At 72.6% G+C, this 20944-nt stretch carries 19 protein-coding genes; 12 read left to right on the top strand and 7 right to left on the bottom strand.

What is annotated here, in order from left to right; all coding sequences use genetic code 11:
• Positions 1-8 precede the first annotated feature (8 nt).
• Positions 9-1484 (bottom strand): amino acid permease, encoded by a 1476-nt coding sequence (locus ABEB17_RS15345; RefSeq protein WP_345717607.1) that lies wholly within the window; start codon positions 1482-1484, stop codon positions 9-11.
• 52 nt (positions 1485-1536) lie between these two features.
• Here ABEB17_RS15345 and ABEB17_RS15350 point away from each other — a divergent pair, with 52 nt between their 5' ends.
• Both ABEB17_RS15350 and ABEB17_RS15355 read left to right on the top strand, forming a co-directional pair.
• Entirely contained in the window at positions 1537-2370 is an 834-nt protein-coding gene (locus ABEB17_RS15350) for an RDD family protein (RefSeq protein WP_345717608.1), read from the top strand.
• Between the two features lie 104 nt (positions 2371-2474).
• On the top strand, positions 2475-4034 hold the full coding sequence (locus tag ABEB17_RS15355) for a M1 family metallopeptidase (RefSeq protein ID WP_345717609.1): 1560 nt from the start codon (positions 2475-2477) through the stop codon (positions 4032-4034).
• 9 nt (positions 4035-4043) lie between these two features.
• Here ABEB17_RS15355 and fahA read toward each other — a convergent pair whose 3' ends face one another.
• On the bottom strand, positions 4044-5249 hold the full coding sequence (gene fahA, locus ABEB17_RS15360) for a fumarylacetoacetase (protein ID WP_345717610.1): 1206 nt from the start codon (positions 5247-5249) through the stop codon (positions 4044-4046).
• Positions 5246-6127 carry a hypothetical protein gene (locus tag ABEB17_RS15365; RefSeq protein WP_345717611.1) on the bottom strand — a complete coding sequence of 294 codons (882 nt, stop codon included), beginning with the start codon at positions 6125-6127 and terminating at the stop codon, positions 5246-5248. The genes fahA and ABEB17_RS15365 overlap by 4 nt, the downstream gene beginning before the upstream one ends.
• Before the next feature lie 98 nt (positions 6128-6225).
• On the opposite strand from ABEB17_RS15365, the gene ABEB17_RS15370 reads away from it, so the two are divergent.
• Positions 6226-7452, top strand: coding sequence for a homogentisate 1,2-dioxygenase (locus tag ABEB17_RS15370; protein WP_345717612.1), 1227 nt, complete (start codon positions 6226-6228; stop codon positions 7450-7452).
• A 32-nt stretch (positions 7453-7484) separates the two neighbouring features.
• Here the strand turns inward: ABEB17_RS15370 and ABEB17_RS15375 are convergent, their stop codons facing one another.
• A complete protein-coding gene (locus tag ABEB17_RS15375) occupies positions 7485-7640 on the bottom strand; it encodes a hypothetical protein (RefSeq protein ID WP_345717613.1) in 156 nt (51 codons plus the stop codon).
• Positions 7641-7909: 269 nt separating this feature from the next.
• Here ABEB17_RS15375 and ABEB17_RS15380 point away from each other — a divergent pair, with 269 nt between their 5' ends.
• The gene (locus tag ABEB17_RS15380; protein WP_345717614.1) at positions 7910-9799 is read left to right on the top strand and encodes a bifunctional metallophosphatase/5'-nucleotidase; all 1890 of its coding nucleotides are present in this window, start codon (positions 7910-7912) and stop codon (positions 9797-9799) included.
• 17 nt (positions 9800-9816) lie between these two features.
• On the opposite strand, the gene ABEB17_RS15385 is transcribed toward ABEB17_RS15380, so the two are convergent.
• Entirely contained in the window at positions 9817-10401 is a 585-nt protein-coding gene (locus ABEB17_RS15385) for a nicotinamidase (RefSeq protein WP_345717942.1), read from the bottom strand.
• Positions 10402-10418: 17 nt separating this feature from the next.
• Positions 10419-11714 carry a nicotinate phosphoribosyltransferase gene (locus tag ABEB17_RS15390; RefSeq protein WP_345717615.1) on the bottom strand — a complete coding sequence of 432 codons (1296 nt, stop codon included), beginning with the start codon at positions 11712-11714 and terminating at the stop codon, positions 10419-10421.
• A 75-nt stretch (positions 11715-11789) separates the two neighbouring features.
• Between ABEB17_RS15390 and clpS the strand changes: the two genes are divergently transcribed.
• On the top strand, positions 11790-12080 hold the full coding sequence (gene clpS, locus ABEB17_RS15395) for an ATP-dependent Clp protease adapter ClpS (protein ID WP_345717616.1): 291 nt from the start codon (positions 11790-11792) through the stop codon (positions 12078-12080).
• On the top strand, positions 12080-12712 hold the full coding sequence (locus ABEB17_RS15400) for a DUF2017 domain-containing protein (protein WP_345717617.1): 633 nt from the start codon (positions 12080-12082) through the stop codon (positions 12710-12712). Before clpS ends, ABEB17_RS15400 begins: the two co-directional genes overlap by 1 nt.
• A gap of 71 nt (positions 12713-12783) precedes the next feature.
• Here ABEB17_RS15400 and ABEB17_RS15405 read toward each other — a convergent pair whose 3' ends face one another.
• Positions 12784-13746 carry a type IV toxin-antitoxin system AbiEi family antitoxin gene (locus tag ABEB17_RS15405; RefSeq protein WP_345717618.1) on the bottom strand — a complete coding sequence of 321 codons (963 nt, stop codon included), beginning with the start codon at positions 13744-13746 and terminating at the stop codon, positions 12784-12786.
• A 194-nt stretch (positions 13747-13940) separates the two neighbouring features.
• Here ABEB17_RS15405 and murI point away from each other — a divergent pair, with 194 nt between their 5' ends.
• The 6 genes from murI to ABEB17_RS15435 all read left to right on the top strand — a co-directional run bounded on the left by murI (position 13941) and on the right by ABEB17_RS15435 (position 20881).
• Entirely contained in the window at positions 13941-14744 is an 804-nt protein-coding gene (gene murI, locus ABEB17_RS15410) for a glutamate racemase (RefSeq protein WP_345717619.1), read from the top strand.
• Positions 14741-15538 carry an MBL fold metallo-hydrolase gene (locus ABEB17_RS15415; protein ID WP_345717620.1) on the top strand — a complete coding sequence of 266 codons (798 nt, stop codon included), beginning with the start codon at positions 14741-14743 and terminating at the stop codon, positions 15536-15538. The genes murI and ABEB17_RS15415 overlap by 4 nt, the downstream gene beginning before the upstream one ends.
• Before the next feature lie 10 nt (positions 15539-15548).
• The gene (rph, locus tag ABEB17_RS15420; protein ID WP_345717621.1) at positions 15549-16304 is read left to right on the top strand and encodes a ribonuclease PH; all 756 of its coding nucleotides are present in this window, start codon (positions 15549-15551) and stop codon (positions 16302-16304) included.
• Positions 16301-16993, top strand: a complete 693-nt coding sequence (rdgB, locus tag ABEB17_RS15425) for an RdgB/HAM1 family non-canonical purine NTP pyrophosphatase (RefSeq protein WP_345717622.1) — start codon at positions 16301-16303, stop codon at positions 16991-16993. The genes rph and rdgB overlap by 4 nt, the downstream gene beginning before the upstream one ends.
• A 46-nt stretch (positions 16994-17039) precedes the next feature.
• Positions 17040-18671, top strand: a complete 1632-nt coding sequence (locus ABEB17_RS15430; RefSeq protein ID WP_345717623.1) for a molybdopterin-dependent oxidoreductase — start codon at positions 17040-17042, stop codon at positions 18669-18671.
• 83 nt (positions 18672-18754) lie between these two features.
• Positions 18755-20881, top strand: a complete 2127-nt coding sequence (locus ABEB17_RS15435) for a hypothetical protein (RefSeq protein ID WP_345717624.1) — start codon at positions 18755-18757, stop codon at positions 20879-20881.
• The last annotated feature ends 63 nt before the right edge of the window (positions 20882-20944 follow it).

A 20944-nucleotide genomic window follows, 5' to 3' on the forward strand; every position in this document is an offset into this window, starting at 1 on the left:
AAGGGCCCTCAGTCGTCGTCGGGTAACTGCGCGAGGCGGGCGTGGCGACGTCCGTAAAGACCGTAGACGAGAAGTCCGAGCAGCATCCAGGCCAGGAACCGCAGCCAGGTCTCCACGGCGAGGTTCGTCATCAGGTAGAGGCAGGCCAGCGCGGACACGATCGGCAGTACCGGCGACCAGGGGGTGCGGAACGGGCGCTTCAGCTCAGGCCGCGTCCGGCGCAGCACCGGGACCGCGATCGACACCACCACGAAGGCGAACAGCGTCCCGATCGAGACCAGGTCGGCCAGCTCCGTCAGCGGGACGAGCCCGGCGATGACCGCAACCAGGATCGTCGTCCCGGCGGTGATCCGGGCCGGGGTGCCGAACTTCGGGTGCACCTGCGCGACCGACTGCGGCAGCAGGCCGTCGCGACCCATCGCGAAGCCGATCCGACCCATGGCCACGATGTCCACCAGGATCACGGAGGTCAGGCCCGCGACCGCCGCGATGGACACCAGGTTCGACGCCCACCCGGCACCGACGGCGTCGAAGGCGCTGGCGATCGGGGCGCCCTCGTCCAGCTTGTCGTAGCGCACCATGCCGGTCACCACGAACGAGACGCCGACGTACAGGACGGTGGCGATGCCCAGCGTGCCGAGCAGGCCCAGCGGCAGGTCGCGCGCCGGCTCGCGGGTCTCCTCGCCGAGGTTGGCCACCGCCTCGAACCCGGTGTAGGCGAAGAACACCACGGCCGCGGCCGTGAGTACTCCGGCGAACCCGAACGCGGACGGCGCGATGCCGAACAGCACCTCGCCGAGCGGCTGCTTGACCCCGCTGACGTCCGGTGTCGGCTGGGACTGCGGCACGAACGGCGTGAGGTTGGCGCTCTTGACGAAGAAGGCGCCGGCCACGATGACGAACAGGCAGACGGCGACCTTGATCACCACGAGCACGTTCGTCACCCGGGCCGACTCGCGGATGCCGACCACGGCGATGACGCCGAGCACGAGCACGATCGCGACGGCACCGATGTTGACGGGCGCGTCCTCGCCGAACGCCCAGGTCGGCAGGTCGAACAGGTTCTGCAGGTAGCCTGACCAGCCCCGGGCCACGACGGCGGCGCCCAGCGCGAACTCCAGGACCAGGTCCCAGCCGATGATCCAGGCGAAGACCTCGCCGATGGTCGCATAGGCGTAGGTGTACGCGCTGCCCGCCGCCGGGACGGACGACGCGAGCTCGGAGTAGCAGAGCGCGGCGAGCAGGCTGACGGCTCCGGCGATGACGAACGAGATGGTGACCGCGGGGCCGGCGTGGTTCTTGGCCTCGATCCCGGTCAGGGTGAAGATGCCGGTGCCGATCACGATCCCGATGCCGAAGCCCATCAGGTCGATCGGCCCGAGCCGCTTGCGCAGCCGCCGGCCGGGGGCGCCCTCCTCGGCGTCCGGGTCGTCCGCCAGCTGGGCCAGCACGTCCTCGACCGGCTTGGTCCGGGTGATCTTCATCCGTCGACCGTAGGGGTGCGAGCGCGTCCCGGCACGCTGAGACACTGTCACCATGACGTCCCCGAGCCCCGGCTGGTACCCCGACCCGCACATCGAGATGCTGATGCGCTGGTGGGACGGGACGAGCTGGACCGACGACACCTACGAGCGGGTCGAGCCGATCGAGATCTGGCACCACACCGGGGGGATGCCGGAGGGGCCGGGGCCGGTCGACCGACCGGTTCCCGCGGCCGGCCGCCCCGCCGCCTCTGCGCCGCAGCCGGCGCGCCCGGCACAGCCCCAGGGCGCTCGACCGACGCCGGACCGGGAGGCGCCGCGCACGGACGACGGCGTGCCGGTCGCGGGGTGGTGGATGCGCGCCGGGGCCCGGATGATCGACTGGGTGATCACCGGGCTGCTGGCCTGGCTGATCGCGTGGAACCAGAGCGCCGCGGTCCTCGACTCCATCGGGTCGCAGTTCAACGCCGCGCTGAAGGCGACCGAGGCCGGGCAGGACCCGAGCCCGATCACCTACGACCAGGCGACCATCGAGGCGTTGTTCATCATCTCGCTGGCCTGGGTGCTGGTGTCGCTGCTGTACAACGTGGGCTTCCTGCTCTGGCGGGACGCGACACCGGGCAAGCTCGTGTTCGGCCTGATGGTGCGCCGCTGGGTGCCGGGCGAGGCGCTGACCGTGCTGGTCGTCGTCCGGCGCTGGCTCGGCTTCGAGGCCGCCTCGGTGCTGTCCTACATCGGGACGCTGTACCTCCTGCTCGACGTCCTCTGGCCGCTGCGCGACGCGCGCCGTCAGGCGCTGCACGACAAGATCGCGGGGACCTGCGTGGTCCGGCGGGCCGACCAGTCGGCGATCCCGCTGACCCCAGGGCCGACCGACCAGTCCCACTGACCGGTTCGGGCGGAATTGCCGGGGTGGATTGTCCCCATTCAGGGGTAGTGTCGCTTTCCTGTTCCGCGGGCCCCTCAGGGCCCCGACGCAACCAGGGAGGGCACATGCGAGGTGCAGGACGCAGCAGGCGCCGGGCGACGTCGGTGGTCGCGGCGACGGCAGCGCTGGCGGTCGGCGCGGGCGGCAGCGCGTGGGCGGCGGCGGCCTCGCCGGGGGCTCCGGGCCTCGGTGACGCGTACTACCCGGCGTACGGCAACGGCGGGTACGACGTCAGCCACTACGCGATCGACGTGCACTACACGCCGTCGAACGACCTGATCACCGGCCGGGCGACCATCACGGCGAAGGCGACCCAGGACCTCTCGCGCTTCGACCTGGACTTCGCGCTGACGGCCCAGTCCGTCACGGTGAACGGGGTGCCCGCGCGCACCCGGACGGACGACCTCGAGCTGGTCGTCACCCCGCGCAAGGCCGTCAAGAAGGGCGCGACGATGAAGGTCGTCGTCGTGTACGCCGGGGTGCCGAGCTCCGTCGAGGCCGACGGCTACCAGCCCTGGATCCGGACGGCGGACGGCGCGGTCGCGGTCGGCGAACCGCAGATCGCCTCGTGGTGGTACCCCGGCAACGACCACCCCCGGGACAAGGCGACCTACGACATCAAGGTGACGGTGCCGACCGGGCTCGAGGCGCTGAGCAACGGCTCGCTGCGCTCGCACCGGAGCATCCCCGGGCACGAGGTCTGGAGCTGGCACGAGTCCAAGCCCATGGCCAGCTACCTGGCCTTCTTCGCGGCCGGCCAGTTCGACATCACCCAGAGCACGACGGCCAAGGGGCTGCCGGTGATCACGGCGGTCGCCTCGAACGGTGGCAGTGAGGGCCAGTACGCCGCGGCCGACCTGGCCCGGACGGGAGAGGTCATCGACTTCCACGCCCGGCACTGGGGGCCCTACCCGTTCGACATCACCGGCGGTGTCGCCCCGGCAGCGGACTTCGGCTTCGCGCTGGAGAACCAGACCCGCCCGGTCTACACGCGCGGCTTCTGGCGCGGTGGTCCGAACATCTACGTGGTCGTGCACGAGCAGGCGCACCAGTGGTACGGCGACAGCGTGAGCGTCGACCAGTGGAAGGACATCTGGCTGAACGAGGGCTTCGCCAGCTTCGCCGAGTGGGCCTGGTCCGAGGACCACGGTGAGGGCAGCGGCGCCGAGCTGCTCGAGGCCTACTACGACCAGATCCCGGCCACGTCGCCCTTCTGGTCGCTCACGATCGGCAACCCGGGCAAGGACCGTGAGTTCTCCGGCGCCGTCTACGACCGCGGGGCGATGACCCTGCAGGCGCTGCGGCAGCGGATCGGCGACCCCGCCTTCTGGCAGGTCATGCGGAACTGGGCGCAGCAGCACCGGTACGGCAACGGGTCGATCCCGCAGTTCATCGCGCTGGCCGAGCGCTCGTCCGGCGAGGACCTCGGCTCGTTCTTCGATGCCTGGCTCTACTCGTCGACGAAGCCGGCGCACACCGTGGCCAACGGCTTCCTGACCGCGAAGGCCGCGGCCAAGGCCGGCGTGGGCGGCCCGCAGGCCGAGCTGCCCCGGTCGAAGCAGAAGATCGACGCCCTGCACCGGGTCCTCGTGGCGCAGGAGCGCGCCGCGGCGGCCGCGCGCTAGCCGCGCCCGTCAGGTGGTGGCTGGTCGGATCGTCCCGGTGACCTCACCGAGGGCGATCCGGCCGCCACCGGTGCCGGTCGCGGTGGCGCGCAGGACGACGGTGTCGCCGTCCTGCAGGAAGCCGCGCTCCTGGTCGCCGACGGTGACCGGCTCGGTGCCGTTCCAGGTGCGCTCGAGTAGCGAGCCGGTCTGGTCGCGCTCGGGGCCGGACACGGTGCCGCTGGCGAACAGGTCCCCGGTGCGCAGGCTCGCTCCGTTGACCGTGAGGTGCGCGAGCATCTGGGCCGGGGACCAGTACATGCTGGCGAACGGCGGGCGGGACACGACCGTGCCGTTGAGCTCGACCTCGATGGCCAGGTCGTACCCGGGCAGGTCGTCGCCGAGCAGGTACGGCAGCGGCGTCGGGTCCTGCTCCGGCAGCGGCACCCGGGCGGCGCGCAGCGCCTGCAGCGGGGTGACCCAGGCCGAGACGCTGGTGGCGAACGACTTGCCCAGGAACGGGCCCAGCGGGACGTACTCCCAGGCCTGCACGTCGCGGGCGCTCCAGTCGTTGAGCAGCACGACGCCGAAGACGTGGTCGGCGAAGGAGTCGACGCCGACCTGCTCGCCGAGCCGGGTCGCCCCAGCGACGACGAACCCGACCTCGGCCTCGATGTCCAGCCGGACGCTCGGCCCGAACGTGGGGGCGGCGTCGTCCGGCGCCTTGCGCTGCCCCTGGGGGCGGACGACGTCCGTCCCGGACACCACGACCGTGCCCGCCCGGCCGTGGTAGCCGATCGGCAGGTGCTTCCAGTTCGGGGTCAGCGCGGCACCGTCCGGCCGGAAGATGCGCCCGACGTTCGTGGCGTGGTGCTCGCTGGCGTAGAAGTCGACGTAGTCCGCGACCTCGATCGGCAGGTGCAGCCGGACCTCGGCCAGCGGGTGCAGGTGCTGCCCGACCAGCTCGGCGTTGGCCTCCTGCGTCAGCAGGTCGACCAGCCACGCCCGCAGCGCCTCCCAGTGCGCGCGACCCAGCCCCAGGAACGGGTTCAGCGTGGGCTCGGCGAACACCGGCGCGGAGTCGATGCCGTCGGCCGCGGCCACGGGTGCGAGGTCGAGCACGTGGTCGCCCACCCGGACACCGACCCGCGGAGCCTCGTCCTCGGTGGAGAACACGCCGAAGGGCAGGTGGTCCAGCCCGTACGCGGTGTCCGCGGGCAGGTCGACGGCACTCACGTCAGCTCCAGGTGGGTCGAGGGCAACAGGTCCTCCAGCAAGACGCCCAGCTCGCTCAGCGGGTCGGTGACCCCGCAGCAGCCGAACGACGCGAACGAGCCTCGCAGACGATCGACGTCGGCGGCGGACAGGGCGGCGACGGCTTGACGCAGCACCGCGCCGTCCCGCTCGTCCAGGACGGCGCGGACGTCGTCCACGGGGGCGCCGGCGGTCGCGAGGGCGGTGGCCACCAGCACGTTGGCGACGCCGTGCTGGTCCAGGCCGGTCGTCGGGTCCACGGCCCGAACGGCGTGGTGCAGGCCCGCGGTGAGCTTGAACCGCAGCGACCGGGACACCGACCCCACGACGAGCTCGGCCAGCAGGGCCGCCGGCGGGACGTCGTCCTGGGCCAGCCCGCCGGTGCGCAGCTTCGCGTGCGCACCCGCCGCGGTGACGGCGTCCAGGTCCTGCTGTAGGCGTCCCCGGGAGACCTCGAGCCAGAGCGGCACCCGCAGGTCGAGCAGCGGTCGCAAGGTGATGGGGTCGGCGACGGGCAGCTCGAGTCCGCGGACCACGGCTCGACCCTCGCGCTGCAGCTGGTCGACCGCGGTCGGCAGCGTGCCCGGGTCGGAGCCCGGCCGGACCACCAGCGACACCTCGAGCCGTTCGTGCTGGTGCAGCAGGGCGGCGGTGGCCGCGGCATCGCCGGCGCGGACGAGCAGGGGGCCGACGCAGCCGGCGTACGGCGCGGCGCGGTGCCGGCGGTGGTCGGCGACGGCCTGTGGCAACGGCGAGCTGCCGGGTGGGAACACGGCAGCGTCGTCCACGAGCCCGCCCAGGAGGGCGCTCGTCCCGCCCGCGCGGGGCCAGGTGGCGTCGCGCCCGGCGGAGGTTGACATGGCTCGCACGGTAGCGCACCGTAACGAGTGACAGGACAGTTGCGTCCGATTATCGGACGGCGATCTGCTGAGAACGGCACCGGAAAGAGGGACCTGGAGTGGCCCACTACCGCAGCGTCGGCGACATCCCCGCCAAGCGCCACACGCAGTTCCGCCAGCCCGACGGGCGGCTGTACAGCGAGGAGCTCATGGGGGAGGAGGGCTTCTCGTCCGACTCCTCGCTGCTCTACCACCGCGAGATACCGTCGGCGATCGTCGACTCCCGGCCCTGGGACATGGCCGAGCTCAAGACCCACCCGAACTACCCGCTGCGGCCGTTCCACCTCAAGCTGCACGAGCTGTTCCCGGGCGAGGGCGAGGAGGCGGCCTGGCGCGGGGTGGACGTCGTGCGCGGCCGCCGCCTGGTGCTCGCCAACGGCGACGTGCGCATCTCGTACGCGGTGAGTGACACGCCGTCCCCCTACTACCGCAACGCGATCGGCGACGAGTGCGTCTTCGTCGAGTCCGGCGAGGGCGTCGTCGAGACCATGTTCGGCGCGCTGCCGTTCCGGCCGGGTGACTACGTCCTGATCCCGCGCGCCACCGTGCACCGCTGGGTCCCCGGGGACGTCGCGCAGCACGGCCCGGTGCGGGCGTACGCCATCGAGGCCAACAGCCACATCGCCCCGCCCAAGCGCTACCTCAGCAAGTACGGCCAGCTGCTCGAGCACAGCCCGTACTGCGAGCGGGACCTGCACGCGCCCTCCGAGCCGCTGCTGGCCGAGGGCACGGACGTCGAGGTCTTCACCAAGCACCGCGGGCACGGCCCGCACGGGATCGTCGGCAGCGTCGTCGTGCACGCCACCCACCCGTTCGACGTCGTGGGCTGGGACGGCTGCATGTACCCGTACACGCTGAACGTGTCCGACTTCGAGCCGATCACCGGCCGGATCCACCAGCCGCCGCCCGTGCACCAGGTCTTCGAGGGCTGGAACTTCGTGATCTGCAACTTCGTGCCGCGCAAGGTGGACTACCACCCGCTGGCCGTCCCCGTGCCGTACTACCACTCGAACGTGGACAGCGACGAGGTCATGTTCTACGTCGCCGGCGACTACGAGGCCCGCAAGGGCAGCGGCATCGGCCAGGGCTCCATCTCGCTGCACCCCGGCGGGCACAGCCACGGGCCGCAGCCGGGGGCCGTGGAGGCCGCGCTCGGCAAGGAGTACTTCGACGAGCTGGCTGTCATGGTCGACACGTTCAAGCCGCTCGAGCTGGGCGAGGGGGCGATCGCCAGCGACGACGGCGCCTACGCGTGGAGCTGGTCCGGCGGCCGGCGCGAGCCCTGACGAGCAGGGGCGCCGGCCGCGCGGACCGCTGCCTAGACCCTGCTACCGCCACGGCGGCTCAGCAGCGACATCACGAGGCCGACCACCAGCACGATGATCCCCACCCAGATCAGGAAGTGGCCAAGGCCCGTGAAGCCGAGCACGAACAGGACCACTCCGACGAGGAGCAGGATGAGCCAAGGGGACATCTGAGGTACCTCCCGGTTGCACGAACCGCACGGCGGGGGTGACCCGCCAGCGAGCAGGGGCTCGCGCGGCCAGCAAGTTCTAGTGCACCGGCAGCGGGTCCGCATCCTGAAAGGTCGCCACGACGTCCCCGCGCCGGCTGCCCGAGGTGCTGCCAAGCGGCGGGCGCACCCTTCGTGAGGTTCTGCCCGGATGCGGTGTCGGCGCACTCAGGTAGCGTCCTGGGCGACTCGATGAGATTCGTCGGGTTCACGCGCTTCGTGGAGGTTCCATGTCGTCCAGCAGCCACGTCCCTGATCCCGCGGCCGAGACCTCCGGCGCGGCCGCCTTGCGTCGGCGCACCGTGCTCGGTGGGGGTGCGGCCGCCGGGGTGCTGGCCGCGTCCGCGCTGACCGCGGAGCCGGCCTCGGCGGGTGGGCCCGGCCACGGTCACGGCCACCCGTCGTCCGCGACGGCCAGGCTGACCATCCTGGGCACGACGGACCTGCACGGCAACGGGCTGAACTGGGACTACTTCAAGGACGCCGAGTACGACGACGCCAAGCACGACGACATCGGGCTGGCCAAGATCTCGACGTTGGTGACCCAGCAGCGGGCCGACGCACGCGGCCGCCAGACGCTGCTGCTGGACGCGGGGGACACCATCCAGGGGACCCCGCTGGCCTACTACTTCGCCAAGATCGAGCCGATCACTGGCGGGCACGTGCACCCGATGGCCGCCGCGATGAACCGCATCGGGTACGACGCCGCCGCCCTGGGCAACCACGAGTTCAACTACGGGCTCGACGTCCTGCACACGTTCCAGCGCCAGCTGCGCTTCCCGCTGCTCGGCGCCAACGCCGTGGACGCCCGCACCGGGCAGCCCGCCTTCCCGCCGTTCGCGATCAAGCGCGTCCGGGTGGCCCGTGGGCGCACGGTCAAGGTCGGCATCCTCGGGCTGACCAACCCCGGCATCGCGATCTGGGACAAGGCGAACGTCGAGGGAAAGCTCGCCTTCCCGGGTCTCGTGGAGCAGGCCAAGATCTGGGTGCCCCGGCTGCGCAAGATGGGAGCGGACGTCGTCGTGGTCGCTGCGCACAGCGGCGCCGACACCTCGTCCTCGTACGGCGACGCGCTGCCGTACCCCGAGAACGCGTCCACCCTGGTGGCCGAGCAGGTCCCCGGCATCGACGCCATCCTGGTGGGGCACGCACACGTCGAGATCCCGGAGCGGCTGGTCACCAACAAGGTGACCGGCCAGCAGGTCGTGCTCACCGAGCCGATGATGTGGGGCAAGCGGCTGAGCGTCATCGACATCGACCTGGAGTGGAAGCGCGGTCGCTGGTCCGTCGTGGCGCGGCACTCCAAGGTGCTGCCGAGCAGCGCGGTCGAGCCCGACCCGGCCATCGTCGCGCTACTCACCCGGGACCACGAGAAGGTCCGCACCTACGTCAACTCGGTGGTCGCGCAGAACGTCACGGCCATGTCGGCGGAGACCGCGCGGTACGAGGACGTCGCGGCGATCGACTTCATCAACCTGGTGCAGGCCGAGACCGTCAAGGCCGCCCTGGCCGGGACGCCGCAGGCCGACCTGCCCGTGCTGTCCATCGCGGCGCCGTTCAACCGCGCGGCCGCCATCCCGGCGGGCGACGTGACGGTCCGCGACGTCGCCGGTCTCTACATCTACGACAACACGCTGCTCGGCGTCACCATGACGGGCGCCGAGATCAAGGACTACCTGGAGTACTCGGCCCGGTACTTCAAGGCGCAGACCAGCGCCGGTCCGGTGGCCGCCGACTCCGTGACGAACGCCGTCACGACCGAGGCGCCCAACGGCACGCCGGACTACAACTACGACGTGATGGGCGGGCTCGACGCGGCACTCACCTACGACATCGACCTCGCCCAGCCCGTGGGGTCGCGGATCGTGGGTCTCGCCTACGCCGGCAGCCCGGTGACGGCGTCCCAGCAGTTCGTCATCGCCATCAACAACTACCGGCAGTCCGGTGGCGGCAACTTCCCGCACACCACGACCGCGCCGGTCGTCTACAACCGCCAGCTCGAGATCCGCCAGCTGCTCATCGACTGGGCGACGGCGAAGGGCACGATCGACTCGGCGGCCTTCGCGTCGGTGGACTGGCGGCTCGTGGTCGGCGGCACCCCGATGACCATCACGCCCTGACCGTCACGCCCTGACGATTACGTCCTGAGGACGGGTTCGCCGACCAGGCTCACCCCGGCCGCGTCCAGCTCGGCGAGGGCGCGGCCGGTGGTGCCGGCGGCGACCCCCGCCGTGAGGGCGAGCAGCACCCGGGTCTCGAAGCCCTCGGCCACGGCGTCGAGCGCGGTGGCGCGCACGCAGTGGTCGGTGGCGAGGCCCACCACGTCGACGGTGCGGGCGCCGCGCTCGCGCAGCCACTGCGCCAGCCCGACCTGACCGCCGCCGGCGCGGTTCGCCGTCCCCTCGAAGCCCGAGTAGGCGGCAGCGTGCGCACCCTTGCGGAACCGCGCGTCCAGGTGCTCGGGCTGAAGCGCCGCGTGCAGATCGGCGCCGTGCGTGTCGGCCGTGCAGTGCCGCGGCCAGGTGTCCACGAAGTCGGGGTCGTCGCTGAAGTGCGCCCCGGGGTCCACGTGCCAGTCCTGGGTCGCGACCACCAGCCGGTAGTCCTTGCGCCGCACCAGCTCTGCGACCGCGTGCGCCACGTCCGAGCCGCCCGCCACCGCCAGCGAGCCGCCCTCGCAGAAGTCGTTCTGGACGTCCACCACGATCAGCGCGTCGGCCACGTGGCTGGCTGAGTCGGTCATCGGTGCTCCTCGTAGACGGTGGGCAGGCACGGCTCGCCCCGGGAGAGCTGGGTCGCCTGGTCCGGGAGGGCGGCTCGGGCCTTCGCGTGCCGCTCGCGGGCGTCGTCCAGGGGTTCGCGCCCGACCACCTCACCGGCCCGCACCAGCTCGACGAGCAGCTCGCGCTCGCCGGGTGCGGGCGCTCGGCCCGGCCCGACCCCGACCAGCTCGGCGACGTCCGTGCCGTCCGGTCCGCTGCGCCGCATCGCCCACTTGCGCCCCGCGACCCCGACCTTGTCCGCGCTGTTCTTCGCGACGCCGACGAGCCGGCCGTCGGCCCCCTCGCGGGCGGCCATCTTGTAGACCAGCCCGGCCGTCGGCGCGCCCGACCCGGTGACCAGGCTGGTGCCCACGCCGTAGCCGTCGACCGGCGCTGCCGCCAGTGCCGCGATCGCGTGCTCGTCCAGGTCGCTGGTCACCAGGATGCGCGTCGCGGTGGCGCCGAGTTCGTCCAGCAGACGCCGGACCTGGTGGGCCTGCACCAGCAGGTCCCCGGAGTCCAGCCGGACGGCGCCCAGACCCGGCCCGGCCACCCGCACCGCGGTGCGCACCGCCACCTCGACGTCATAGGTGTCGACGAGCAGCGTCGTCCCGGCGCCGAGGCTCGCCACCTGGGCGGCGAACGCGGCCTCCTCGTCGTCGTGCAGCAAGGTGAAGGCGTGCGCGGCGGTGCCCGCGGTCGGGATCGGGTACCGGCGTCCGGCCTCCAGGTTGCTGGTGCTGGCGAACCCCGCCACGTACGCCGCCCGCGCCGCCGCCACCGCGGCCTGCTCGTGGGTGCGCCGCGAGCCCATCTCGATGCACGGCCGGGCGCCGGCGGCGGCCGTCATCCGGCTGGCCGCCGCAGCGACCGCGCAGTCGTGGTTGAGCACGCTCAGGGCCAGGGTCTCGAGCAGCACCGCCTCGGCGAACGTCCCCTCGACGACCAGCAGGGGCGACCCCGGCACGTAGCACTCGCCCTCGGCGTACCCCCAGATCGACCCGGTGAACCGCCAGTCGCGCAGGACGGCCAGCGTCGCGTCGTCCACCACCGCGTCCAGCGCGGCGAGCTCGTCGTCAGTGAAGGCGAAGGCCTCCAGCGCGTCCAGCAGCCGACCGGTGCCGGCCACCACGCCGTACCGGCGGCCGGGCGGCAGCCGCCGGGCGAACACCTCGAACACGCACCGGCGGCCGGCCGTCCCGCCGCGCAGCGCGGCCTGGAGCATGGTCAGCTCGTAGTGGTCCGTGAGCAGTGCCGTGCTGGGCCGGTTCACCCGACCGAGCGTAGACGGGCAGGGCGTGAGCCCGCGCGGGCGACCGGACCGCCCCGGGGTGCCTACAGTGGACGGGTGGTCACGTCGCCGGTCGAGCTGGACGAGCCGCGGTCGGCCGAGGAGGTCGATGTCGCGAGCCCGTGGGTCACCCTCGTCTGGAACGACCCGGTCAACCTGATGTCCTACGTGACGTACGTCTTCCAGTCCTACTTCGGCTACAGCAGGGCCAAGGCCGAGTCGCTGATGCTGGACGTGCACCAGAAGGGCCGGGCCGCCGTGGCGCACGGGGACCGCGAGGGCATGGAGCGGCACGTCGAGGCGCTGCAGGGGTACGGGCTGTGGGCGACCATGCAGAAGGACGACTAGTGGCACGAGGCTTCAAACGGTCCAGGCGGGGCATCCGGGCGCGGCTGGACGACGGTGAGCGCGGGCTGCTCGCGCACCTGTTCGTCGAGGTGCACGAGATGCTGGACGACGAGACCTCCGCGGACGACGACCCGCTGGCGGTCCTGGTCGGCATCGGCACTGCCGTCGACCTGCCCGGCGACCCCGCCGTGGCGCGGTTGCTGCCGGACGCCCACCGCGACGACCCGGACGCCTCCGCCGAGTTCCGCCGCTACACCGAGGCCGGGCTGCGCGAGCGCAAGCGGACCGGGCTGGAGGTCGCGCGCCGCAGCCTCGGCCGCGACGGAGCCACCCTGGTGCTGGACGAGGACGAGGCGCAGGCCTGGGTGGTGGCGCTGACCGACGTCCGGCTGGTGCTGGCCTCGCGGATGGGCCTGGAGGTCGACGAGGACCACGAACGGCTCGAGGCGCTCGCCGCCGCCGAGCTGGCTGCCGAGGCGCAAGGCGTGCCGGCGCAGGACGGGGACGGTGACGGTGATGGTGACGTGCCGCCGTCCAGCGGGCTCGCCTGGGTGCTCGCGGTCTACGACTTCCTCACCTGGCTGCAGGAGAGCCTGGTCGAGGCCCTGCTCGAACCCCTGCCGCACGACTGACCCCCACCCCGCGCCCGTCCCCTACCCGATCGTGGCAACCGCGCATCGCGGGTGATGCGAGGGTGCCACGATCACGCCGGTTGCGCGGCCCTGACGAGGCACGTCGACGAGCACGGCCTGAGCCGTCCCGTCCAGCCCCGGCGGCGGAGCACCGCGGCGACCTCCAGCGCGGTCGAGCAGCTGGCACCGGCGACGGCCGGCCAGCCGTACCGCAAGGTGGCATCGCCGTGCAGCGTCGCGGCGTTGTCGCGCCCGTGGTCGCGGTGGCTGCCGTCGGCGGGGTGGTAGGCCAGCCCCTCCAGCTCGACCCGCGTCCGCCACCGGCGATACCGCACGTCCGCGTAGCGGTTGACGCCCCGCACCACCTGCCGGCTGTTCCGCTCGCTCGGCGGCAGGCCGTGCGCCCGTTCGACGTCGCGGACGTAGCGTCGCTCGAGAGCCGAGGCCACCCCCGCCCGGACGTCGTCGAGCACCTCGCGCACGAGCTGGCGGTGGCGCAGGCGGGACCGCCGGGCTGCCGCAGCGCCCAGGCGGGCCGGAGTGGTCAGACGACGTTGGCAGGCTCGGGTCAACCAGCCGACGACGGCGTCCGGCCTGCCGACCAGCTCGGTCAGGTCGAGCACGGTGTCCTCAACCGTCGTCACCGGTATCGAGCCCGCGGCGCTGGCGATGCTCGCGAACCGACGGCGCCGCCGGATGCGCAGCCCGTCCTGCCGGGTGGTCCGGTGCGGTGCGAAGACGCACACCTCGACGAGCTCGGGTTCGTCGTCCACGAGGCCCTGCAGGTAGGCCGCCGTGCGGTGGCTCGCCACGGCTGGCGTCCCGGCGTGCAGCAGGCCGGCCCAGACCCGGCTCCGAAAGGTGACCGGTCCGGTGTGCGTGACATACACGCCGGGGAACACCCGGCGCCAGCGGGCACTGCGCAGCTGGTGGCCGATCCAGCCCCGACCGAGACCGGCTCCGACCGCCTGAGCGTGCGACACCACGCCGTGCTGCTGCTCGACCAGGTCGTCCAGCAGGCTCGGTGAAGGCACCGCCCAAGCCTGCCGGTTTGCCGGCCGACCCTCCCTGGTTCATCCACAGGCCCGGGCACGGAACCCGATCGTGGCAACGTCGCATCGCCGGTGGTGCGACGTTGCCACGATCGGGTGGTGGGGCGGGCGCGGCGTGGTGAGGCTCACGGTGCGGTGCGGCACGTCGGGCCGAGCCGAACCGTAGGCTCGTCACCGTGGCAGACGCTCCCATCGGCATCTTCGACTCCGGCTACGGCGGCCTCACGGTCGCGCGCGCCGTCCTCGACCAGCTGCCGCACGAGCCGGTCCTCTACATGGGCGACACGGCCCGTCAGCCCTACGGTCCGCGGCCGATCGCCCAGGTGCGCGAGTACGCCATCGAGTGCCTGGACCAGCTCGTCGACCAGGGCGTGAAGCTGCTGGTCATCGCCTGCAACAGTGCGAGCGCGGCCGTCCTCGGCGACGCCCGGGAGCGGTACGGCGTCCCGGTCGTCGAGGTCATCCGGCCGGCCGTGCGGCGGGCGGCGGCGGCCACCCGGAACCGCCACGTCGGGGTCATCTGCACCCAGGCCACGAAGACCTCGGGCGCGTACGAGGACGCCTTCGCGGCGGCACCGCACCTGCGGGTCACCACCCAGGCCTGCCCGCGCTTCGTGGACTTCGTCGAGGACGGCGTGACCAGCGGGCCCGAGCTGCTCGCCGCCGCGCACGAGTACCTCGACCCGGTAGTGGCCGCCGGCGTGGACACGCTGATCCTCGGCTGCACGCACTACCCGCTGCTGACGGGCGTCATCTCCTACGTCGTCGGCGACCTGGTGACCCTGGTGAGCAGCGCGGAGGAGACGGCGAAGGACGTCTACCGCCAGCTCGTCGAGCACGACCTGGTCCGCCCGGACGGCCTGCCCGCACCGCAGCACCGGTTCGAGACCACCGGGGACCCCAAGGCGTTCGCCGAGCTCGGACGACGCTTCCTGGGTCCCGAGGTCTCGCCGGCCCAGCTGGTGGGGGACGCCCGATGAGGCTGACCGTGGTCGGCTGCTCGGGGTCGGTGCCGGGGCCGAGCTCCGCGGCGTCCTGCTACCTGTTGGAGGCCGACGGCGTCGGTCCGGACGGCGCCCCCCGCACCTGGCGGGTGCTGCTGGACCTGGGCAGCGGGGCGCTGGGGTCGTTGCAGCAGTACGTCGACCCGATGTCCGTGGACGCGGTGCTGCTCAGCCACCTGCACGCCGACCACTGCCTGGACCTGTGCGGGCTGTACGTGATGCTCAGGCACTCGCCGGTCGGGGTGCAGCCGCGCCCGCGCATCCCGGTCTGGGGGCCGTCGGGCACGGCGGCGCGGCTGGCCGGCGCCTACGACCTGCCGACTGATCCCGGGATGTCGGCCGAGCTGGACGTGCAGGCCTGGTCGGATGGCGAGCCGGTGCGGATCGGCCCGCTGGCCGTGACGCCGCTGCTGGTCAACCACCCGGTCGAGGCCTACGGGATGCGCATCGAGCACGACGGGTCGGTGCTCGCCTACACCGGTGACACCGATGCCTGCGACGCGCTGAAGCCGTTGTGCCACAGCGCCGACCTCGTGCTGGCCGACGCGGCCTTCGTGGACGGCCGGGACGAGGTCGAGGGCATCCACCTGTCCGGACGCCGGGCCGCCCAGGCCGCGCTGGACGCCGGGGGCGTGGGTCGGCTGGTGCTCACCCACCTGCCGCCGTGGAACGACCCGCAGGTCTGCCTGGCCCAGGCCCGTGAGGTCTGGGACGGTCCGCTCGAGGTCGCGACGCCGGGCGCCACCTACGTCGTCGGTGGCGCCGTCTAGCCTGGACCGCATGGCTCCCGAGACGCAGGACTCGGCCGCGCGCGTCGACGGCCGCACCCCCGACCAGCTCCGCCCGGTCACGATCACCCGCGGCTGGCTGGACCACGCCGAGGGCAGCGTGCTGGTCGAGTTCGGCAAGACCCGCGTGCTGTGCGCCGCGTCGTTCACGGCCGGCGTGCCGCGCTGGCGCAAGGGCAGCGGCCAGGGCTGGGTGACCGCGGAGTACGCGATGCTGCCGCGCGCCACGAACACCCGCAGCGACCGCGAGTCCGTCAAGGGCCGGATCGGTGGCCGCACCCATGAGATCAGCCGCCTGGTCGGCCGCAGCCTGCGCGCGGTGATCGACACGAAGGCGTTGGGAGAGAACACGATCGTGCTGGACTGCGACGTGCTCCAGGCGGACGGCGGGACGCGCACGGCCGCGATCACCGGTGCCTACGTGGCGCTGGCCGACGCCATCGAGAACGCGCGGTCCCAGGGCCTGGTCGCCGCCAACGCGCAGCCGCTGTCCGGCTCCGTCGCCGCGGTCAGCGTCGGCATCGTGGGCGGTCGGCCGCTGCTCGACCTCTGCTACGAGGAGGACGTCACCGCGGGGACGGACATGAACGTCGTGATGACCGGGGACGGCCGCTACGTCGAGGTGCAGGGCACCGCCGAGGGCGAGGCCTTCGACCGCGCACTGCTGGACGGCCTGCTCGACCTGGCCGCCGTGGGGTGCACCGAGCTCACCGAGCTGCAGCGCGCGGCGCTGGCGGCCGGCACGTGAGCGTGCCGGACGGCGCGCGCCTGGTGCTGGCCACGCACAACCCGCACAAGGTCGTCGAGCTGCGCGAGATCATCGCGGACGTCGTCCGCGACCGGGGCATGGACGTCGACCTGGACCGTGCGGTCATCGGGGCCGGGGACGTCCCGGGGCTCGAGGAGCCGGTGGAGAACGGCGACTCGTTCGCGGCGAACGCGCTGATCAAGGCGCACGCGGTGAGTGCGGCGACCGGGCTGCCGGCGCTGGCCGACGACTCCGGCCTGGCCGTCGACATCCTCGGGGGCGCGCCGGGCATCTTCTCGGCCCGCTGGTCCGGCAAGCGGGCCGGCGGCGCCGACCGCGCCGCACCGGATCGAGCCGCGCAGGACCGCGCCAACGTCGACCTGCTGCTGGAGCAGCTGCACGACGTGCTCGACGAGCACCGCGCGGCCGGTTTCGTCTGCGCCGCGGCACTGGTCGGTCCGGACGGCCTCGAGCACGTCGAGCACGGCCACGTGCGCGGCACGCTCGGCCGCGAACCGCACGGGGACAACGGCTTTGGCTACGACCCGATCCTGGTGATGGACGACGGTCGCACCCTCGCCGAGTACGCCAACGCGGAGAAGAACGCGATCAGCCACCGCGGACGGGCCCTGCGGGCGATCGCGCCGCGCCTGGTCGACCTGCTCGTCGCCGACGTCAGCAAGTCGTAATCCCGACGGCAGGGCAGGCCACGTCGGCTCGTGTGATGCTTGAAGGGTGAACGACAGCTCGAGCGGGACGGCCACGACGACGGCGCGACCGGCGACACAGCCGACGGGACGGCCGACCATCTGGTGGCCGGCGCTGGCCGGCATCGTCGCGGGCGCGCTCACGGTCTCGGTCGCGGAGCTGCTCGCGGCCCTGCTGGTGCGGTCCGGGCACAGCCAGGGCACGCCGTCCCCGGTCGTGGCCCTCGGCCAGGCGTTCATCGACCGCACCCCGCTGTGGCTCAAGAACCTCGCGGTCTCGACGTTCGGCACGCACGACAAGCAGGCGCTACTCACGGGCATCGCCGCGGTCGTGGTGGTGGTCGCGGCGGTGGCCGGGATCGTCGCCGCCCGGCACCGGGTGGCCGGCCTGCTGGTCGTGGTGGCGATGGCCGCCGTCGCCGGGTTCGCCGTGCTCAGCCGACCGAAGTCGTCCGGCACCGACCTGTTCCCGCTCGTGATCGGCACCGTGGTCGGACTGTTCGCCCTCAGCAAGCTGCTCGACCGCTGGGCGCGGAGCGACCTGGCCCGAGCCGACGATCCCGCCGACACCCCCAGCACGCGCATCGACGGCGACCTGGCCCGGCGCTCCTTCCTGCGGGCGCTGGCCGGCGGCGGCGCGTTCGCCGTGCTGGCCGGGGTGGGCGCCCAGGTGATCGCGCACGCCAGTCGCGCCGTCCAGGCCAGCCGGGCGGCCCTCGCGCTCCCGGCGCCGACCGGCGCCACCCCCACCCCGGCCCAGCTGGCCGGTCTCGACGTGCCCGGACTGAGCCCTATGGTCACCCCGCCCGAGGACTTCTACCGGATCGACACCGCGCTCTCGGTGCCCCAGCTGTCCACCCAGGACTGGCACCTGCGCGTGCACGGCATGGTGGAGCACGAGATCCGGATGACGTTCGCGGACCTGCTCGCGCTGCCGATGATCGAGCGCCAGACCACGCTGACCTGCGTGTCCAACGAGGTGGGCGGCGACCTGATCGGCAACCAGGTCTGGCTCGGCCACCCGATCCGGGAGCTGCTGGCCCGCGCCCAGCCGACCCAGGACGCCGACATGGTGCTGTCCACCAGCATCGACGGCTTCACCGCGGGCACCCCGCTGGAGGCGCTCACGGACGACCACCGGGACGCACTGCTGGCCGTGGCCATGGGCGGCGAGCCGTTGCCGGTCGAGCACGGCTTCCCGGTGCGCATGGTGGTGCCGGGGCTGTACGGGTACGTGTCCGCGACCAAGTGGGTCGTCGACCTGGAGGTCACCCGGTTCGACCAGGCCGAGGGCTACTGGACGCCGCGCGGCTGGAGCGCCTTGGGCCCGATCAAGACCGGGTCGCGGATCGACGTCCCACGCGGCAAGGCGAAGGCCGGCAAGGTCGCGGTGGCCGGGGTCGCCTGGGCGCAGCACCGTGGGATCGAGCGGGTCGAGGTGCGGGTCGACGAGGGCGCCTGGGCACCGGCCCGGCTGGGCGACGGTGGCACCGCGGACACCTGGAAGCAGTGGGTCTACGAGTGGGACGCCAGCCCCGGCAAGCACACCCTGCAGGTGCGGGCCACGGACGCCCAGGACGACGTCCAGACCGGCGACGAGGCCACCCCGGCCCCGAACGGCGCCACGGGCTGGCACACCGTCAGCGTCACCATCACCTGACCGGGGACGTATCCAGCGGCTCGTCCGCGCGCTCTTCCTAGGGGATGCCGCCTACTCCGGGCGGCGACCTGGGGGGAATCACCATGACTGAGAACTCTGGACGACCCGACGACTCGGGCGACGTGGTGCTCACCGCCTCGCGGTGGCAGTTCCGGCAGCTGATCACGGCCAACCCGAACCACTTCGGCACGTTCCCGGACCTGCCGTTCGAGGTCGTCGAGCCGATGCAGGGCAACACGGCGTACGAGGAGGTCCAGTGCGTCTCGTACAGCCCGACGCGGGACCGCATCGAGGCGACCATCAACGTCAAGCAGACGTTCGGCTACTCCGGCGGACCGTGCACCAGCGGCTCCTTCGAGCACCTGCGGTTCTACGTCGACTACGGCAGCGGCTGGGAGGACGCCGGTCCCGCCGCCATCAAGGTGCACGACTTCGCGGCCGGCCGGGACTGTCCGGGTGACCCGCTGCACCCGATCAGCTACGTCGCCAGTGTCAAGCACACGCCCCACCGCCGCTGGTGCGGCACCCCGGTGCTGCCACGGGTGCGGGTCATCCTGTCCTGGAACCTGCCGCCGACGCCCGGTGACCCGGACTTCCCGCCGGTCTGGGGCGACGTCCACGAGTGCCACGTGCAGATCGCGCCGCGCCGGTTCTTCTTCGGCGACATCATCCAGTACATCCCGTCCAAGGTGCTGGACACGTTGCCCGCCAAGGTGATCGAGCAGACGCCGATCCCGCACCCGGACCCCGACCCGGGCCCGCTGATGGACCTGGCCGAGCTCACCACGCGCTACCGCCAGGACGACGTGCCGGCGCACCGGTTCGCGTTCCCGCAGCTGATGGCGCTCAGCGACACCGCCGGGGTCGGCGGCCAGGCGCTGGCCAGCTCCGCCCTGGTCGCCCAGGCCTCGAAGCTGAACCTCAGCGAGATCCTGAAGCAGCTCGAGGACACCAAGGGCGACGTCGACTTCGAGGAGCTCGAGTGCCTCGGTCTCGACGAGGGGATCTCGTCGCTGGTGGCGACGTTCAACGTCAAGAAGAACAGCGGCTACTCCGGGGGCCCGTGCACCGCGGGCAGCAAGGAGTACGTCGCGTTCTGGGCGGACTGGGACGACGACTGCCGGTACACCTACCTCGGCACCGTCGAGGTCGTCGTGCACGACTACGACCTGCCCGACGGAGGCCTGTGCTACGCCGCCATCCAGCCGATCGACCTGGGTGCGCTGCGCCGTCCGTGCGACAAGCCGCGGATCAACCGGGTGCGCGCCGTGCTGTCCTGGGGGAGCCCGCCGTCCACCACCGATCCGGACAAGCTCCCCACCTGGGGCAACCGGATCGACCGGCACGTGCAGGTCGAGCCCGGCCCGACGTACGACGGCACCGCGCACTTCACCATCGTCGGCGGCGTGGCCGCGAACAAGGTCAACCTGATCACCGGGCTGACCGACCCGGGCGCCACGCTGGGCACGTCGACGGTGCCGCTGAACCCGCCGCTGTGCCCGTTCGCGGGCCAGGTGACCCTGCAGGGGCCGAACGACCCGACGCTCGCCGGGCACCAGTACCGGATCAAGGCGACCAACCTCGGCGGCGGCGGCTTCCACTACCTGGACACCGCGTTCGGTGTCGTGGACAGCAACGGCAACCCCGGCACGGTGACGCCGACGCCGGGCACCGGGTGGGCGCCCTGGCCGACGTGGACGAGCAACACCGAGGGCTTCCTCGGCGTGCACACCCCGGGCGGCAACGACCAGTGGGACTACACGCTCGAGCTGGACGTCGCCGGCAACACCGTCGACACCGCGCGGGTGCAGCTGGACAACCTGGTGCGCAACGAGGTCGACGCGCTGGACACCGTCAACGCCGGTGACCTGTGGCTCGACACCGCGGGGGCCTGCAAGGTGCCCAAGGCCGAGCTGAACGCCCGGTTCGTGGCGCGGGACCTGCACTTCTCGAGCTGGTCGCTCTCGCTGCTCGGCGGCCCTGGCGGCAACCCGCCGCAGCCGCCGCTGCACCTGCCCGGCAACCTGCCGATGCTCCCGACGTCGTCCCAGACGCCGTTGTCCGGCACCGACTTCACGATCGACCTGACGGACCCGATGCTCGCCCCGTGCGGGTACGTCGTGCGGCTGACGATCGTGGACCGGGCCATCGTGAACAGCGTGACGCAGGGGCAGCACGCGACGATCGACCGCGGGATCTGCCTGGAGTAGCAGCCAGGTGCGCCGGATCGTGGCAACCTCGCATCACCGGCGATGCGAGGTTGCCACGATCGC

Origin of the sequence: Angustibacter luteus (assembly GCF_039541115.1) — a bacterium.
Classification (GTDB): Bacteria; Actinomycetota; Actinomycetes; order Actinomycetales; family Angustibacteraceae; genus Angustibacter; species Angustibacter luteus.

Coding starts and splice junctions, on each gene's coding strand:
- ABEB17_RS15345 (WP_345717607.1), bottom strand. CDS start 1,484: ATGAAGATCACCCGGACCAAGCCGGTCGAGGACGTGCTGGCCCAGCTG.
- ABEB17_RS15350 (WP_345717608.1), top strand. CDS start 1,537: ATGACGTCCCCGAGCCCCGGCTGGTACCCCGACCCGCACATCGAGATG.
- ABEB17_RS15355 (WP_345717609.1), top strand. CDS start 2,475: ATGCGAGGTGCAGGACGCAGCAGGCGCCGGGCGACGTCGGTGGTCGCG.
- ABEB17_RS15365 (WP_345717611.1), bottom strand. CDS start 6,127: ATGTCAACCTCCGCCGGGCGCGACGCCACCTGGCCCCGCGCGGGCGGG.
- ABEB17_RS15375 (WP_345717613.1), bottom strand. CDS start 7,640: ATGTCCCCTTGGCTCATCCTGCTCCTCGTCGGAGTGGTCCTGTTCGTG.
- ABEB17_RS15380 (WP_345717614.1), top strand. CDS start 7,910: ATGTCGTCCAGCAGCCACGTCCCTGATCCCGCGGCCGAGACCTCCGGC.
- ABEB17_RS15415 (WP_345717620.1), top strand. CDS start 14,741: ATGAGGCTGACCGTGGTCGGCTGCTCGGGGTCGGTGCCGGGGCCGAGC.
- rph (WP_345717621.1), top strand. CDS start 15,549: ATGGCTCCCGAGACGCAGGACTCGGCCGCGCGCGTCGACGGCCGCACC.
- ABEB17_RS15435 (WP_345717624.1), top strand. CDS start 18,755: ATGACTGAGAACTCTGGACGACCCGACGACTCGGGCGACGTGGTGCTC.